At 72.3% G+C, this 16,369-nt stretch carries 13 protein-coding genes; 9 read left to right on the top strand and 4 right to left on the bottom strand.

What is annotated here, in order from left to right:
* The first annotated feature begins 1 nt into the window (after nucleotide 1).
* Genes AB0924_RS12650 through AB0924_RS12640 form a run of 3 tightly spaced genes read left to right on the top strand, consistent with a single transcriptional unit; the run spans nucleotide 2 to nucleotide 2,444 of the window.
* On the top strand, nucleotides 2-913 hold the full coding sequence (locus tag AB0924_RS12650) for a glutamate ABC transporter substrate-binding protein (RefSeq protein ID WP_366911355.1): 912 nt from the start codon (nucleotides 2-4) through the stop codon (nucleotides 911-913).
* A gap of 11 nt (nucleotides 914-924) precedes the next feature.
* Nucleotides 925-1,569 carry an amino acid ABC transporter permease gene (locus AB0924_RS12645; RefSeq protein WP_366911354.1) on the top strand — a complete coding sequence of 215 codons (645 nt, stop codon included), beginning with the start codon at nucleotides 925-927 and terminating at the stop codon, nucleotides 1,567-1,569.
* On the top strand, nucleotides 1,566-2,444 hold the full coding sequence (locus AB0924_RS12640; protein ID WP_358927673.1) for an amino acid ABC transporter permease: 879 nt from the start codon (nucleotides 1,566-1,568) through the stop codon (nucleotides 2,442-2,444). The genes AB0924_RS12645 and AB0924_RS12640 overlap by 4 nt, the downstream gene beginning before the upstream one ends.
* Nucleotides 2,445-2,492: 48 nt before the next feature.
* On the opposite strand, the gene AB0924_RS12635 is transcribed toward AB0924_RS12640, so the two are convergent.
* Both AB0924_RS12635 and AB0924_RS12630 read right to left on the bottom strand, forming a co-directional pair.
* The gene (locus AB0924_RS12635; protein ID WP_366911353.1) at nucleotides 2,493-4,058 is read right to left on the bottom strand and encodes an alpha/beta fold hydrolase; all 1,566 of its coding nucleotides are present in this window, start codon (nucleotides 4,056-4,058) and stop codon (nucleotides 2,493-2,495) included.
* 116 nt (nucleotides 4,059-4,174) lie between these two features.
* Nucleotides 4,175-4,921 carry a hypothetical protein gene (locus AB0924_RS12630; protein WP_358927677.1) on the bottom strand — a complete coding sequence of 249 codons (747 nt, stop codon included), beginning with the start codon at nucleotides 4,919-4,921 and terminating at the stop codon, nucleotides 4,175-4,177.
* 142 nt (nucleotides 4,922-5,063) lie between these two features.
* On the opposite strand from AB0924_RS12630, the gene ggt reads away from it, so the two are divergent.
* Entirely contained in the window at nucleotides 5,064-6,866 is a 1,803-nt protein-coding gene (gene ggt, locus AB0924_RS12625; protein ID WP_366911352.1) for a gamma-glutamyltransferase, read from the top strand.
* Between the two features lie 35 nt (nucleotides 6,867-6,901).
* Here the strand turns inward: ggt and AB0924_RS12620 are convergent, their stop codons facing one another.
* Together AB0924_RS12620 and map are read right to left on the bottom strand one after the other, a co-directional pair.
* A complete protein-coding gene (locus AB0924_RS12620; protein ID WP_366911351.1) occupies nucleotides 6,902-9,601 on the bottom strand; it encodes an ATP-dependent Clp protease ATP-binding subunit in 2,700 nt (899 codons plus the stop codon).
* Between the two features lie 157 nt (nucleotides 9,602-9,758).
* Nucleotides 9,759-10,535, bottom strand: coding sequence for a type I methionyl aminopeptidase (map, locus tag AB0924_RS12615; RefSeq protein ID WP_366911350.1), 777 nt, complete (start codon nucleotides 10,533-10,535; stop codon nucleotides 9,759-9,761).
* A gap of 62 nt (nucleotides 10,536-10,597) precedes the next feature.
* Between map and AB0924_RS12610 the strand changes: the two genes are divergently transcribed.
* The 5 genes from AB0924_RS12610 to AB0924_RS12590 all read left to right on the top strand — a co-directional run bounded on the left by AB0924_RS12610 (nucleotide 10,598) and on the right by AB0924_RS12590 (nucleotide 16,324).
* A complete protein-coding gene (locus AB0924_RS12610) occupies nucleotides 10,598-10,849 on the top strand; it encodes a helix-turn-helix transcriptional regulator (RefSeq protein WP_358927685.1) in 252 nt (83 codons plus the stop codon).
* Between the two features lie 148 nt (nucleotides 10,850-10,997).
* Entirely contained in the window at nucleotides 10,998-12,407 is a 1,410-nt protein-coding gene (locus tag AB0924_RS12605) for a hypothetical protein (RefSeq protein ID WP_366911349.1), read from the top strand.
* Between the two features lie 157 nt (nucleotides 12,408-12,564).
* Nucleotides 12,565-13,407, top strand: a complete 843-nt coding sequence (locus AB0924_RS12600) for a nitrilase-related carbon-nitrogen hydrolase (protein WP_358927689.1) — start codon at nucleotides 12,565-12,567, stop codon at nucleotides 13,405-13,407.
* Nucleotides 13,404-14,687: an aspartate aminotransferase family protein gene (locus AB0924_RS12595; RefSeq protein ID WP_358927691.1), complete on the top strand. Its 1,284-nt coding sequence runs from the start codon at nucleotides 13,404-13,406 to the stop codon at nucleotides 14,685-14,687. The genes AB0924_RS12600 and AB0924_RS12595 overlap by 4 nt, the downstream gene beginning before the upstream one ends.
* 17 nt (nucleotides 14,688-14,704) lie before the next feature.
* Nucleotides 14,705-16,324, top strand: coding sequence for a PucR family transcriptional regulator (locus AB0924_RS12590; RefSeq protein ID WP_366911348.1), 1,620 nt, complete (start codon nucleotides 14,705-14,707; stop codon nucleotides 16,322-16,324).
* Nucleotides 16,325-16,369 lie beyond the last annotated feature (45 nt).

Here is a 16,369-nt window from a genome sequence, read left to right as displayed (position 1 = left end):
CGTGTTCCGTACCGCCCGTGCGCCCCGCGCCGTCTGCCTGCTGCTGGCGCTGCTCGCCGCCGCCTGCGGCCGGGAGGGCAGCCCTCCCGGCAAGGGCCCGGCGCCCGAGAAGCTCCCCAAGTACCAGGTGAGAGAGGGGTTCACGCTGCCCGCGTCCAGGACCTGGGCCCGCGCGAGGAAGCGCGGCCACTTCGTCGTCGGCGCCAAGGAGGACCAGCCCTACCTCGGCGAGAAGGACCCGGCGACCGGCGCCTACTCCGGCTTCGACATCGAGATCGCCAGGATGCTGTCCGCCTCCCTCGGCTTCCCCCCGAAGACCATCCGGTTCAGAACGATCGCCTCCGCCAACCGCGAGACCGCCCTGCAGAACGGCCAGATCGACTACTACGTCGGCACCTACACCATCAACGACAACCGCAAGAGACTCGTCGGCTTCGCCGGCCCCTACTACCTCGCCGGCCAGTCCCTCCTCGTCCGCCGGGACGAGAAGGACATCCACGGCCCCGAGGACCTCGACGGCAAGCGCGTCTGCTCGGCGGCCGGTTCGACGCCGTACCAGCGCATGCGGTCCGACTACCCGAAGGCGGTCCTCGTCGCCTACGACACCTACTCCATCTGCGTCGACAACCTGCTCACCTACCAGGTCGACGCGGTCACCACCGACGACGCGATCCTCATCGGCTACGCGGCCAAGGCGCCCCGCGAGCTGAAGGTCGTCGGCAGGCCCTTCTCGAAGGAGCCGTACGGCATCGGCGTCCCGCACGGCGACACCGCGCTGCGCCTGGCCCTCGACGACGCCCTCCGGGCGCGTGAGCGCGACGGCGACTGGAAGAAGGCGTACGACGCGACGCTGGGCCTGTCCGGTGTGCCCGCCCCCCACCCGCCCGCGATCGACCGCTACCCGGCGAGCTGAGCGAGGACGGCATGTACGTACTGAAGGACAACTGGTCCACTTACTGGCAGGGTTTCCTCGGCACCGTCCAACTGACCGTCTGGGCCTCCCTGCTGGCGCTGGTCCTGGGCTTCCTGATGGCCTCGTTCCGGGTCGCGCCCGTCGGGTCGCTGCGCGTCTTCGGCACCGTCTGGGTGACCGTCCTGCGCAACACCCCGCTCACCCTGCTGTTCTTCGCGGTGCTGCTCGGACTGCCCCGGTTCGGAGTCGTCCTGCCCTTCCAGGTGTTCGCGGTCCTCGCCCTCGGCTGCTACACCTCGGCGTTCATCTGCGAGGTGCTGCGCTCGGGCATCAACACCGTGCCCAAGGGGCAGGGCGAGGCGGCCCGCAGCCTCGGCATGAGCTTCGGGCAGACACTGTCCCTGGTCGTGCTGCCCCAGGCGTTCCGGTCCGTGATCCCGCCGGTCGGCTCGACCCTCATCGCCCTCGCCAAGAACTCCGCGATCGCGGGCGCGTTCAGCGTCACCGAACTGCTCGGCACCTACAAGACGATCAACGAGCTGGGCTACAACATCGTCTGGACCTTCGTCTGGATCGCCGTGGGATACCTGATCGTCACCCTCGCCATCAGCGCCCTGTTCCACCTGCTGGAACGGAAGTGGGGGGTGGCACGGTGACCGGGTCCACCGCGCTCTACGATCTCCCGGGCCCGCGCACCAGGCGACGGCACACGATGTACGGCGTCCTGTCCGCCGTCGTCCTCCTCGGCCTCCTCACCTGGATCCTGTATCTCCTCCTGGACACCGGCCAGTTCACCTACACCAAGTGGATGCCGTTCGAGTACCAGGGCATCCAGAAGCTGCTCCTGCGGGGCCTCGGCAACACGCTGAAGGCGTTCGCGCTGGCGGCCGTGCTCTCGCTCGCCCTCGGCGGACTGCTCGCGACGGGACGGCTCTCCGACCACCGGCCGGTGCGCTGGGCGGCCACGGTGGTCGTGGAGTTCTTCCGGGCCATGCCGGTGCTTGTGATGATCTTCTTCATCTTCGTGGCGCTGAAGGCGCAGCCGCTGACCGCCCTGGTCGCCGGACTCACCCTCTACAACGGCTCCGTGCTCGCCGAGGTGCTGCGCTCGGGCGTGCGCGCCGTCGAACGCGGCCAGCGCGAGGCCGCGTTCGCGCTCGGCATGCGCAAGTCCCAGGTCATGGCGCACGTCCTCGGACCGCAGGCCGTGCGGGCCATGCTGCCCGCTGTCATCAGCCAGTTGGTGGTCGCCCTGAAGGACACCTCCCTGGGCTTTCTCATCACGTATGAGGAGTTCCTCCACGCGGGGAAGCTCATCGCGTCCAACCTCGACTACGATTTGCCGTTCATCCCCGTGGTGATGGTGATCTCGCCTATCTACATCGGGATGTGCATGCTGCTCTCGTGGTTCGCCGGCTGGGTGTCCCGCCGTGAGCAGCGCAGTCCCAGGACTGACGCGGTGACGGTCGTCACGGCCGGTCCTGGGGCGCTGCTGCCGGGTGGGGAACCCCCCACGGCCCCGAGACCGTAGGGGGGCGGCAGTTCATACGGGCCAGGCTCGTCCGGCGGCAGCCGGAGATCACTGCTCGCGCACGGGGACTGACAGGTACGACGGGTCGTCCGCCGGCGAGGAGAAGGTCAGCTGCGCGCCGGACGGGTTGTGCTCGAGGTAGAGCGGGTCGACCGTGTCCACCACCAGCGCGAGGCGGTGCCCGGCGGGCACGTCGTAGGCGGTGGAGAACAGGTCCAGATCCACGTCGAACGGCTCACCGGGCGTCCGCCCGTGCCAGGTGAGGGGTGCGTTGGTCACCAGCTTGCCGAAGCCGAGCGGGCCCACGTCGTACAGATAGGCGACCAGGGTGCCGCTCTCCGCGGTCGGGGTGAGCGTGGTGTGCAGCGCCGCCGTGCCGCGCACCCGCTGGGCCGTGCCGTACCGCTCCGACTGCCACACGGCCGCCCAGCGGCGCGGCAGCAGCGGAATCCAGGCGACGGGCGGCAGCTTGGCCACCTGGTCCAGGATGCTGGAGAGGAAGACGATCCCGCCGTCCGCGCCCGAGTCGACGCCTGTGTGGATGGTGGTGGAGCCGGCGAGCGCGATCTTCCGGCGGGTCGCGCCGACCGACTTCCAGTCCGGGTAGCCCTCGTATCCCCCCGCGCTACGGGACTTGAGCTGGACCGGCTGCTCACGGTCGATGCCGTTGCCGGCGCCCTTGAGGTAGTGGTCGAACCAGCGCCCGGTGTCCGTCCACACGTCGTTGGGCACTCCGAACAGACCGGTCAGCTCGGCGGTCGCGTGGTCGCCGGGGCGCAGCTCCAGCCGCTTCGGCCCGGTCAGCTTCTGGTAGAAGTCGGCGTACTGGTTGACCGGGAAGACCGTGTCGCCCCAGGCGTTGGCGAGCAGCACGGCGGCGCCGTTGCGGTTCAGCCGGTCGACGTAGGTCGCGGCGGAACGCTTCCGCCCCCAGTCGATCATCTCCTGCTCGTGGGACAGGTCACCGGCGTAGAAGCGGTCGAAGACCTGCCGGACTTCGGGACTCTCCCGGCCGGTGAGGGTGCCCACGCCGTCCAGCACGGCGCCCGCCTGGACGTGCTGGGTGCGGCCCGAGTAGATGGAGCCGATCAGGTCGGCCCAGCCGCTGAGCGCGGCGACCGCCTTGATCCGCTTGTCCTGGGCGGCGGCCAGCAGGCTGATGCCGGCGCCGTAGGAGACCCCGGCCATGCCGATGTGCTGCTCGTCGGCCGGGGTGTTGGCCAGTGCCCAGTCGATCACCTTGGAGGCGTCCGCTGTGTCCGGCGGACCGGCCACTTCTATCTCGCCGCCGGACTGCCAGAACCCGCGCACGTTGTACGTCAGCACCACGTACCCGGATTCGGCCAGCTTCCGCGCCTGGGCCAGGTACTCCGCCTGGGGAAAGCCCCAGCTCGTGGGCAGCACTATGAGCGGGTAGGCGCGCGAGCCGTCGGCGCTCGCGGGCGTGATGACGTTCGCCTTCAGTACGGTGCCGCCGGCGCCGGTGATGTCGACGAACCGTACGGACGGGGCGGCCTGGGCGGCGGGGGCCAGCCCGACGACCGTACCGGCGATCAGCGCCGTGGCGACGGCGCCGACGGCGGAGGTGCGCAGGCCGGTGCGACCAGTTCTCATGGGGTCACTCCTCACTCGGTGACTCGGTAAGGTGCAAAGTGACCCGACGGTAACCGCGCGCTCCCGCCGTAAGTAACCTGTCGGTAAGTTACGTGCGAGTAAAGGTTGTTGAAGCGCTAAGAGGCGGCCGCCGCGGCGGCCTCCGGCAGCGGTGCCCGGGCCGCCCGGGTCACGTCCGCCACCAGCTCCACCACATCGGGGCCGTACGCCTGCGAGTTGACCACCTTCAGCAGCAGCACGAAGGAGCCGGAGCCGTACTTGCGGGCCAACCGCTCGTGGCCGCGCGCGAGATAGCGGGTCGCGGCCTGGTTGGTGATCGCCCGCTGCCCGCAGAACAGGAACACCGGGCGGGCCTCGCCCCGGTTGCCCGCGGTGAGCCGGGCCAGCAGCACGTACTCGCTTCTGCCGGCCTCCACGCGGTAGTCCTCGCCGCCGATGCGGAAGGCGCCCGCCTCCGGACCCGACTCCGCCTCGGTGTTCACCCCCACGCCCGGCAGCAGGGAGGACAGGTGAGCCGCCATGCGGCGGTTGGAGCTGGGCCCGCCGAGGCAGAACTCCGTGCGTTCCCCGAAGCCCTGCTGGGTCGCGTCGTGCGCCACGACCTGAGCGTGCGCGTTGCAGTCCTTGATCAGGGCGGAGAGCTCCAGCAGGGCGAACACGTCGTGCCGCATCACCGAGAGCTCCGGGCCGCCCGCGTTGCGGTTGACCACCAGCAGCGACTCCGAGTGGTCCGGCAGTCCGAAGAAGGCCTGCTTGCGGCGGAGCCTGCGCCGCCACAGGTAGGTACGGGCGAGCCAGCCCAGCGCGGCACTGACGCCGGCCGCTACGACCCCCAGGACGATGTTGCGCACGTCGTCGTTCATGGCCGCGCATGCTAGCGGTCCACACGCCCACTACGTACCCGTGTTCGAGGTGTGACGTTCGTGTGGCAGGTGCCCGAGGCGTACTGTCGGTTAGGAGGCAATCTCGTTACGCTGCGCGGACTTGTCCCTGCGGGAGGTACGGATGGGTCGTCCTGGCACGCGGAAACTGGCGGTTCTGGCGGTCTCGGCCGTCGTGGTCTCGGTGGGAGCGGCCGCGCCGCCCGCCGCGAGGACCGGCGGCACGGCCACGAAGGTCCCGGTGGCCGTCGGCTACGGCGGCGCCGTCTCCAGCGTCGACCCGGACGCCTCCGCGGCCGGCATCGAAGTGCTGAAGAAGGGCGGCAACGCCGTCGACGCGGCCGTCGCCACCGCCGCCGCGCTCGGCGTCACCGAGCCCTACTCGGCCGGCGTCGGCGGAGGAGGCTACTTCGTCTACTACGACGCCAGGACCCGCACCGTCCACACCATCGACGGCCGCGAGACCGCGCCCCTGTCCGCCGACTCCGAGATGTTCACCGAGAACGGCAAGCCGCTCGCCTTCGTCGACGCGGTCAGCAGCGGCCTGAGCGTCGGCACCCCCGGCACACCCGCCACCTGGCAGACCGCACTGGACCAGTGGGGCAGCGAACGCCTCGGCACGGTCCTGAAGCCGGCCGAGCGGATCGCCCGCCGGGGATTCACGGTGGACGACACCTTCCGGTCGCAGACCGCGTCCAACGAGACCCGGTTCCGCTACTTCCCGGACACCGCGAAGCTCTTCCTCCCGAACGGGCGGCTCCCGGTCGTCGGCTCCACGCTCAGGAACCCCGAACTCGCCCGCACCTACGAGGAACTGGGCCGCAAGGGCGTCGGCGCGATCTACCGCGGGGACATCGGCGACGACATCGTCAAGACCGTCGAACACCCGCCGGTCGACCCCGCCTCCGGCTGGAACGCCCGCCCCGGCAAGCTGGCCGAGAAGGACCTCGCCGTCTACCGGGCCAAGCTCCAGGCGCCCACCAGGACCTCGTACCGCGGCCTCGGCGTGTACTCCATCGCGCCCTCCTCCTCCGGCGGCACGACCGTCGGCGAGGCGCTCAACATCCTGGAGCGGACCGACCTGTCGAAGGCGAGCAAGGCGCAGTACCTGCACCACTACATCGAGGCGAGCCGCATCGCGTTCGCCGACCGCGGCCGCTGGGTGGGCGACCCCGCCTTCGAGGACGTACCGACCAAGGGACTGCTGTCGCAGCGGTTCGCCGACTCGCGGGCCTGCCTGATCAAGGACGACGCGGTGCTCACCAGCCCGGTCGCGCCGGGGGACCCGAGCCATCCGGCGGCCTGCGGCACCGGCGGCAAGGCGGCCCCGACGACCTATGAGGGCGAGAACACCACGCACCTCACGGTGGCCGACAAGTGGGGCAACGTCGTCGCCTACACGCTCACCATCGAGCAGACCGGCGGCAGCGGCATCACCGTCCCCGGCCGGGGCTTCCTGCTCAACAACGAGCTGACCGACTTCTCCTTCACCCCGGCCAACCCGGCCGTGCACGACCCGAACCTGCCCGGACCGGGCAAGCGGCCGCGCTCCTCGATCTCCCCGACGCTCGTCCTGGACGGGCACAACAGGCCCGTCGTGGCGCTCGGTTCACCCGGCGGCGCGACCATCATCACGACCGTGCTGCAGACCCTCACCGGGTTCCTGGACCGGCGGCTGCCGCTGGTGGACGCCATCGCCGCACCGCGCGCCAGCCAGCGCAACGCCGCCCAGACCGAACTGGAACCCGCGCTGTACGACAGCGACCTGCGGACCCGGCTGGAGGCGATCGGGCACAGCTTCAAGCTCAACCCCGAGATCGGCGCGGCCACCGCCGTCCAGCGGCTGCCGGACGGCAAGTGGCTGGCGGCCGCCGAGAAGGTACGGCGGGGCGGCGGCTCGGCGATGGTGGTGAACCCGGCACCGTAACCCCGCCCCGCACGCGGCCGCCCTGCGAATCGGGCCTACGACTCGGGCGCGGCCGGCGGAGGTTCGTCCGCCGGCCCGGTCTCCTCGCCCGGCCGGGCCTCCGCCGCCGGCCCCGTGCCCGCCGCCGGCGGGGATTCAGGGGCCTGCGGGGGAGCGGACGCCGGAGGAGCGGACGGCGGGGGAGCGGCCGTCGAAGGAGCGGCCGGTGTGGCCCGCTCCACTCGGAAGTCCAGCCGCCCGTCCGCGACGTCCACCGTCACCCGGCTGCCCTTGGCGATCGTGCCGTCGAGCAGCAGCCGCGAAAGCTGGTTGTCCACTTCCCGCTGGATGGTGCGGCGCAGCGGGCGCGCGCCGTACTCCGGCTGGTAGCCGCGCTCGGCGATCCACTCGACGGCCGCGTCCGTGAACCGCACCGTCACACCCTGGCCGTCCATCAGCCGACGGGTGCGCTCCAGCAACAGGTCGGTGATCTGCCGCAGTTGCTCGCCGGTGAGCTGCCGGAAGACGACGATCTCGTCGATCCGGTTGAGGAACTCCGGGCGGAAGTGCTCCCGCAGCGGACGCAGGATCTGCTCGCGCCGTGCCTCCTCGTCGGCGTCGGCGCCGCCCGGCCCGAAGCCGATCCCGGCGCCGCGCCGGCTGATCACGTCGGAGCCGAGGTTGCTGGTCATCACGATGACGGTGTTGGTGAAGTCCACCGTGCGGCCCTGCGAGTCGGTGAGCCGGCCGTCGTCCAGCACCTGGAGCAGGATGTTGAAAACGTCCGGGTGCGCCTTCTCCACCTCGTCCAGGAGCAGCAGCGAGTACGGGTGCCTGCGCACCACCTCGGTGAGCTGGCCGGCCTCCTCGTGGCCGACGTACCCGGGCGGGGCGCCGACCAGCCGGGAGACGGTGTGCCGCTCCTGGTACTCGCTCATGTCGAGGCGGACCATGCGCTCCTCGCTGCCGAACAGCGCCTCCGCGAGCGCCCGGGCCAGCTCGGTCTTGCCGACGCCGGTCGGGCCGAGGAAGAGGAAGCTGCCGATCGGCCGGTCCGGGCTGGCCAGCCCGGCGCGCGAGCGCAGCACCGCATCGGCGACCACCGCGACCGCCTCCTCCTGGCCGACCACCCGCTGGTGCAGATGCGCCTCCAGGGCGAGCAGCCGCTCCTTCTCCTCCTGGGTCAGCCGGCTGACCGGGATGCCGGTCTGCCGGGACACCACCTCGGCGATGGACTCCGCCGTCACCTCGAGCTGCCCTTCGTCGGCCTGCCCGTCGTGGCTGGACTCCGCGATCCGCTGCTTCATCTCGCCGATCCGGTCGCGCAGCTGCGTGGCCTGCTCGTACTGCTCGTCGGCGACCGCCTGGTCCTTGTCCCGGACCAGTTGCTCCACCTCGCGCTCCATCGTGCGCACGTCCGTGCCCTTGGTCCCGGCGCCCAGCCGTACCCGGGCGCCGGCCTGGTCGATCAGGTCGATCGCCTTGTCCGGCAGCCGGCGGTCGGTGAGATAGCGGTCGGACAGCTCCACGGCGGCGACCAGCGCCTCGTCGGTGTAGCGGACCTGATGGTGGGCCTCGTACCGGTCGCGCAGCCCGCGCAGGATCTCCACGGTGTCCGGAACCGTCGGCTCGGGCACCAGGATCGGCTGGAACCGGCGGGCCAGCGCCGCGTCCTTCTCGATCCGCCGGTACTCCTCCAGCGTGGTGGCGCCCACGATGTGCAGCTCGCCCCGGGCGAGGGCGGGCTTGAGGATGTTGCCGGCGTCCATCGCCCCGCTCTCGCCGCCGGAACCGGCACCGACGACGGTGTGCAGCTCGTCGATGAAGACGATCAGCTGGTCGGAGTGGGCGCGGATCTCCTCCACGATGTTGTTCAGGCGTTCCTCGAAGTCGCCCCGGTAGCGGGTGCCGGCGACGACCCCGGTCAGGTCCAGGGCCACCACCCTGCGCCCGGCCAGCATCTCCGGCACGTCACCGTCCGTGATGCGCTGCGCGAGCCCCTCGACGACGGCCGTCTTGCCGACACCGGCGTCGCCGATCAGCACCGGGTTGTTCTTCCCGCGCCGGGACAGCACCTCGATGGTCTGTTCGATCTCCTGGTCACGGCCGATGACCGGGTCCAACAGGCTCTGCCGGGCCATGTCGGTCAGATCGCGGCCGTACTTGTCGAGCGTCGGCGTCGAGGTGGGCCGCTGCCGCTCCGGGCGCGCCTGCGCGGCCTCGGGGGCCTCCGGCGGCAGACGGCCCGCCTGGAAGCGCGCCGCGTTCAGGATGTGCCCGGCCGCCGAGTCCGGGTTCATGGCGAGCGCGCTCAGCACGTGCTCCGGCCCGATGTACCCGGCGCCGCTGGCGCGTGCCATGTCGTGCGCGTCCAGCAGGGCGCGCTTGACGGCCGGGGTGAGCGACAGCGAGGTCGGCGGCGGCGCGTCGCCCGGCGGGTGGTGTGTGGGCCCGGCACGGTGGTCGATCTCCGTGGCCAGTGAGTCCGGGTCGGCGCCGGAGCGGCTGAGCAGGCTCCGGGTGGGTTCGGCGGCGAGGGCGGCGCGCAGCAGGTGCTCGGTGTCCAGGTCGCGGCTGCCGTGCTCGGCGGCGTACTGGGCGGCCCCTCTCACCAGCTCACGGGCCGGCTGGCTGAGCAGGCGGCCGATGTCGATGTGGCGGGGGCCGCCGCGTCCGCCGGGGACGTCGGCGCCGCCGAAGAAGCGGGCGAAGAATTCTCCGAAGGGGTCCTCCGGGCCGTTGTAGCCGCTGGTCATCGTTTCGTTTCCTTCGCAGACGACGTGCGGAGCGGCCGGGTAACCCGGGGGTGGGCCGCTCATGCCACGATGACACGACCTTCTCCGAAGGGCATGTGCAGGAACGCCCGCTCAGCAGGGCGTCCCGTTCCTCGCCCGCTGCGGTCGCCCGCGCCCTTCAGGAGGCTTCGCGGGCCGTGAGGATCCGGGGACCGTCTTCCGTGACGGCCACCGTGTGCTCCGCGTGCGCCGCGCGCGAACCGTCGGACGTCCGGAGCGTCCAGCCGTCGCCCGCCTCGTAGTAGGCGTCCTTGCCGCTTCCGATCAGCATGGGCTCGATCGCGAGGACCATGCCGTGGCGCAGCGGCACTCCCCGGCCGGGGCGGCCCTCGTTGGGGACGTCCGGCTCCTCGTGCATGCGGCGGCCCACGCCGTGGCCGCCGAAGCCCGCCGGGATGCCGTAGCCGGCCGTACGGCACACCCGGCCGACGGCGTGCGCGATGTCGCCGACGCGGTTGCCGACGCGGGCCGCTTCGATGCCCGCCGCCAGAGCGCGCTCGGCGGTCTCGATCAGGCGCAGGTCCGCCGGGCGCGGGCGGCCGACCACGAAGCTGATCGCCGAGTCGCCCACCCAGCCGTCCAGCTCGGCGCCGCAGTCGATGGAGACGAGGTCGCCGTCGCTCAGCCGGTACCGGGTCGGGATGCCGTGCACGATCGCGTCGTTGACGGAGGCGCAGATCACCCCCGGGAACGGGGTGAGGGCGAAGGAGGGGCGGTAGCCGAGGAACGGTGAGGACGCCCCGGCCTCGCGCAGCACGTCCCGTGCCACTTCGTCCAGCTCCAGCAGCGAGACGCCGACTCTGGCGGCCTCCCGTACGGCCGTCAGGGCCCGCCCCACCACTTGACCTGCCGCGTGCATCGCATCGATCGACGTGTCCGTCTTCAGATCCATCATGCCAATTACTATACCGGTATTTGAATGGGGTGGCCGCCGAGTGGCGGTATTAGAATGGGGCCATGGTGCGTACCCCCCTCACCCCCGAAGAGCGTGAACGCGGCGAGCGGCTCGGGCAGTTGCTGCGCGATGCGCGCGGCGGGCGGAGCATGGCCGAGGTCTCGGCGGCGGCGGGCGTCTCGGCCGAGACGCTGCGCAAGATCGAGACCGGACGGGCCCCGACCCCGGCCTTCTTCACGGTGGCCGCGCTGGCCGGGGCGCTCGGGCTGTCCATGGACGAGCTGCTGGCCCGCTGTGCTCCGGTGCCCCTGTGACGGGCGCCGGGCGCCGGTTGACGCGCTCCATGGGCGGGACGGCGCGGCGAGCCGCCCGCACACTCGCCGAAAACTCCGCGTAGCGGGCCCGTAACACGGCTGGTGTTGCCTGGCGGGCGAAGCGCTGGCGATCGGGCGGGAGTCGGGCATGACTGTGGAGCAACTTCCGGACCGAGTCCGGGAGTTCGCGGACTACCTGGACGGCCTCCTCGGGCGTCTGGACCAGGGCGGCGGCTGGTGCGCCGTCTTCTGGCAGCGGGACCCCGAGGGGATGCGGGCCTGTCTCCACGGCCGTGAGCTGCCGCCCTGGGACGTACTGGAGTCGTTGCTGCAGGACCTCGCGGCGGCCCATGGCCCCGCCGTCGCCACGGCCGAGCGGGAACGCGCCCGCGCCCTGCACCTGGCGGCCGCCTCGGCGTACGACGCCCTGCCCGGCGCCCGCGACGCCCTCGGCGACCGTCTCGACGTCATGCTCCGCGAGCGGCGGTACGCCGCCGAACGCCGCTCCGAACTGACCCGCCGGCTCACCGGCGCGACCTCCCCCGAGGAGACCGAGGCCCTCCGCCTCGACCTCGCCTGGACCCACGACGACCACGACCGCGCCACCGCCCGCTGCGCCGAACTCAGGGCCCGGCTGTCCCGGCTGTCCCGTCCGGACGAGGGCGGGAGGGGCGCCGACGCGGAACCGCGCCCGGCGGGGCCCGCCCGTCAGGAGGCCGAGCCGCAGACCGGTGCGCGTCCTTCCGGCGGCACGCGGGATTCCACGCCCGCCGAGGACCCCGCCACGCCCCGCACGCTCACCCCTGACCCCGTCCCGCCTCCCGCCGGGCCCCGAAGGCGCCGCCGGGGCGGTGCCCGGTTCGCGGGGGCCGTCGAGGACGACGCCGTACCCGTGACCGTGCCGCCGCAGGCCCCTGTGGCGGCCGCGCCCGAGGTGCCCGGTGGGCGGCGTTCACCGCGTGGGGCGCGGTTCGCCGGGGCGGAACCGGGGGAGGAGCCGGCGGAGCCGCCCTCCGAGGTGGTGGACGCGCAGGCCGGGCCGGCCGTGGCCGGGGTCGTGGAGCGGCTGGTGCGGCTGCGGGCGGAGGGGCGCACGGGCGAGGCGCACGTGCTGCTGGTGGAGATCGCGCACTGGCCGGCCGCCCGGCTCCCGCTGCTCGCGGACGGGCTGCGGCGCGCCGGCCTCGGCGCCGACTGGGACACCCTGCTGTGGGAGGCCGCCGCACTGCCCGCCGAGCGGCTGGTCGCCGCCGCCGGCGTGCTGGAGGCGGCCGGGCGTGCGGCGGACGGACGGCAGATGCTCCGGCAGGGCGTGGCCCGGCCCGCCGCGGAGATCGGCGCGGCCGTGCTGGAACTGGCAGGGCAGGGACGGGACCGCGAGGTACGGGCGCTGCTGGACGCCTACGTCCGGGTCCGCGCGCCCGAGGAAGCGGCCCGCAGTGCCGCCGCCGACCCGGACCGGCTCGTCCCGCTCCTGCTGCAGGCCGCCGCGGGCGCCTCCGAGGAGCGCCACTGGGACCTGGTGCACGCCCTGCGGGTCGCCGGGTTCGCTCCGTGACCGGCGCCGCGATCACCCTAAGGAGTGGCAGACATGATCGACTTGGCGGGTTGGCGACGATGGTCTTGGCAAGGACGTCCGGGAGGCTTACTTTCGTCCCTCTACGGGCCGTTTCTACGGGCGTAGAGGCTCGGACGTAGCGTCGAAGGAGCAGCTCATGGCCAACGTCGTACGTGCCGCACTGGTCCAGGCCACCTGGACCGGCGACACCGGGTCCATGGTGGCGAAGCACGAGGAGCACGCGCGCGAGGCGGCCCGCCGGGGCGCGGGGGTCATCGGCTTCCAGGAGGTCTTCAACGCCCCGTACTTCTGCCAGGTCCAGGAGCCGGAGCACTACCGGTGGGCCGAACCGGTGCCCGACGGGCCGACGGTACGCCGGATGCGGGACCTCGCCCGCGAGACCGGCATGGTGATCGTCGTACCGGTCTTCGAGGTCGAGCAGTCCGGCTTCTACTACAACACCGCCGCCGTGATCGACGCCGACGGCTCCTACCTCGGCAAGTACCGCAAGCACCACATCCCGCAGGTCAAGGGCTTCTGGGAGAAGTACTACTTCAAACCCGGCAACCTGGGCTGGCCCGTCTTCGACACGGCCGTCGGCAAGGTCGGCGTATACATCTGCTACGACCGGCACTTCCCCGAGGGCTGGCGGCAACTCGGACTCAACGGCGCCCAGTTGGTCTACAACCCGTCCGCCACCCACCGCGGGCTCTCCTCCTACCTCTGGCAGCTCGAGCAGCCCGCCGCGGCCGTCGCCAACGAGTACTTCGTCGCCGCCATCAACCGGGTCGGCCAGGAGGAGTACGGCGACAACGACTTCTACGGCACGAGTTACTTCGTCGACCCGCGCGGGCAGTTCGTCGGCGACCCGGCGAGCGACAAGACCGAGGAACTCCTCGTCCGTGACCTGGACTTCGACCTGATCGAGCAGGTCCGGCAGCAGTGGGCCTTCTACCGAGACCGCCGACCCGACGCCTACGAAGGACTGGTGCAGCCGTGAACGACCTCTACACCCGCCACCGGGGCGTCCTGCCCGACTGGCTGGCCCTGTACTACGACGAGCCCCTGGAGATCACCCACGGCGAGGGCCGGTACGTCTGGGACTCCGCCGGCAACCGGTATCTCGACTTCTTCGGCGGCATCCTCACCACGATGACCGCGCACGCCCTGCCCGAGGTGACCAAGGCCGTCACCGAGCAGGCCGGCCGGATCATCCACTCCTCGACCCTCTACCTGAACCGGCCGATGGTCGAACTGGCCGAGCGCATCGCCCAGGTGAGCGGCATCCCCGACGCCCGGGTGTTCTTCACCACCTCCGGCACCGAGGCCAACGACACGGCCCTGCTGCTGGCCACCACCTACCGGAGCACCAACACCGTGCTGGCCATGCGCAACAGCTACCACGGCCGCTCCTTCAGCACGGTCGGCATCACCGGCAACCGCGGCTGGTCCCCGACCTCGCTCTCCCCGCTGCAGACCCTGTACGTCCACGGCGGCGTCCGCGCCCGGGGCCCGTTCGCCGAGCTGGACGACCGCGCGTTCATCGACGCGTGCGTGGCGGACCTGAAGGACGTCCTCGGGCACACCCGGCCCCCCGCCGCGCTGATCGCCGAACCGATCCAGGGCGTCGGCGGCTTCACCTCACCTCCCGACGGCCTGTACGCGGCCTTCCGGGAGGTGCTGAACGCCCACGGCATCCTCTGGATCAGCGACGAGGTGCAGACCGGCTGGGGCCGCACGGGCGAGCACTTCTGGGGCTGGCAGGCGCACGCCCGCAGCGGCCCGCCGGACATCGTCACCTTCGCCAAGGGCATCGGCAACGGCATGTCCATCGGCGGCGTGATCGCCCGCTCCGAGATCATGAACTGTCTGGACGCCAACAGCATCTCGACGTTCGGCGGCACCCAGATCACCATGGCGGCGGGCCTCGCCAACCTCGGCTACCTCCTCGAACACGACCTCCAGGGCAACGCCCGGCGGGTCGGCGGTCTGCTCCTCGAACGGCTGCGGGCGGTCGGCGCGCAGCTGCCCGGGGTCCGGGAGGTGCGCGGACGCGGACTGATGATCGGCGTGGAGCTGGTCAGACCCGGCACCGACGAGGCCGATCCGCGCGCGGCCGCCGCCGTCCTGGAGGCGGCCCGCGACGGCGGCCTGCTCATCGGCAAGGGCGGTGGCCACGACACCAGCGCCCTGCGCATCGCCCCGCCGCTGTCCCTGACCGTGGCGGAGGCCGAGGAGGGCGCGGCGATCCTGGAACGCGCGCTGAGGAGCACGTACTAGAGAGCGGGTCGACGGCGATGACCACCACCTCCCACTCCCGGCGCCCCGGCTGGCAGCCGCTGGAACCCGCCCTGTCCGTTCGGCAGGTGCTCACCCTGGAGCGGGTGCTCGCCGGGGAGCCCGAGGTGGTGGCCGGAGCCGGGCAGCTCGACCGGCCGGTGCGCTGGGTGCACGTCGCCGAGGCCGCCGACGTCGGGGTGATGCTCACCGGCGGCGAGATGGTGCTCACCACCGGGGTGCTGCTGGCCGGTGACGAGGCCAAGCAGGCCGAGTACGTGCAGTCCCTGCACCGGGCGGAGGCCGCGGCCGTCGTCCTCGGGCTCGGCCGGGCCTTCCCCGCGCCGCCCGAGGTGATGCGCCGGGCCGCCGAGCGGTGCGGGCTGCCCATGGTCGTGCTGCACCGGCCCTTCCCGTTCGCCGAACTGACCGAGGAGGTCCAGTCGCGTCTCGTACGGCGGAAGTTCGCCGCCATGAGCCTGTCGGAGACCGTACGGACCGCGCTCACCGGGCTGATCACCGCGGGCGCTCCGCTGCAGCGCCTGCTCGACGAGGTCGCCCAGCACAGCGGCTGCCCCGTCGTCGTCACCAACCTCGCCCACCGCGTCCTCGCCACGGCGGGGGAGCGGCCGGCGGTGGACGACGTGCTGCGCGACTGGGAGCGGATCGCCCGCCAGGCATGGGGGCACCACCCAGGCCGTTCAGGCACTGGGGGAGGCAGCGAGGGCGACGGCTGGATCCGCGCCGAGCTGGGCGGGCGCGGTGAGCGATGGGGCCGGCTGGTGCTGTGCGGGTACCGGGGCGACACGGCCACCGGGCGGCTGCTCGCCGACCGGACCGCCGAGGCGCTCGTGCTGCACCGCATGCTCGGCGGCGGCTCCGCCCACACCTGGGAGGAACAGTCGGCGCAGAGCCTGCTCACCGACCTGGTCTCCGGGGTCGTGCCCGCCCGGCAACTGCTGCCCCGGGCACGGGCGGCCGGGCTGCCGGTCAACCGGCGGACCTTCGTCCCCCTCGTCGTGCCCGGCGGGGACGCGGGCCAACTCGACCGGATGCTGCGGCTGCTGGGCCTGTCCGGGCTGGTCGCGGAGCTGGCCGACGGCGCCACCGCCGTGCTGCTCAGCCTCGCCCGCGACCAGCACGCCGAGGCCCTCACCGCACACTTCGCCGCGCGGCTGCGGACGGAGAGCGGGGCGCCGAACGCCGTGGTCGCGGCCGCCGATCCGCGCACCGTGTGGGAGGACGTACCCGCCGGGCTGCGGGAGGCCCGGCACGTCGCCGACGCCGTCGCCGACTCCTCCGCCGTCCTCGACCTGCCGGCCGTCGTCCGGCTGCGCGACGTCCACCTGCGCGGCCTGGTACGGCTGTTGCGGGACGACCCGCATGTGCAGTCCTTCGCCGAGCGGGAGCTGGACGGGCTGCTGTGCGGGGCCGACCAGGAACTGCTGAACGTGCTGCGGACGTATCTGGCGACGGGCCGCAACAAGTCCCGCACCGCCCAGCTGCACCACGTCTCCCGGCCCGCCCTCTACCGCCGGCTGGAAGCCATACAGGCACGTCTCGGCGTCGACCTCGACGACTTCGAGCAGGCGGCCTCCGTGCACATCGCGCTCCTCGCGCATGACGCGCAACAGGGGTGAAACATGGGACGACCTGGGAAAACGGCGGTGAAACATGAGCCGGCG

It is taken from the genome of Streptomyces sp. NPDC047869, from assembly GCF_040704065.1.
Classification (GTDB): domain Bacteria; phylum Actinomycetota; class Actinomycetes; order Streptomycetales; family Streptomycetaceae; genus Streptomyces.
Note: the sequence above shows the minus strand (reverse complement) of the source record. Positions and strands in the feature narration are given on the sequence as shown.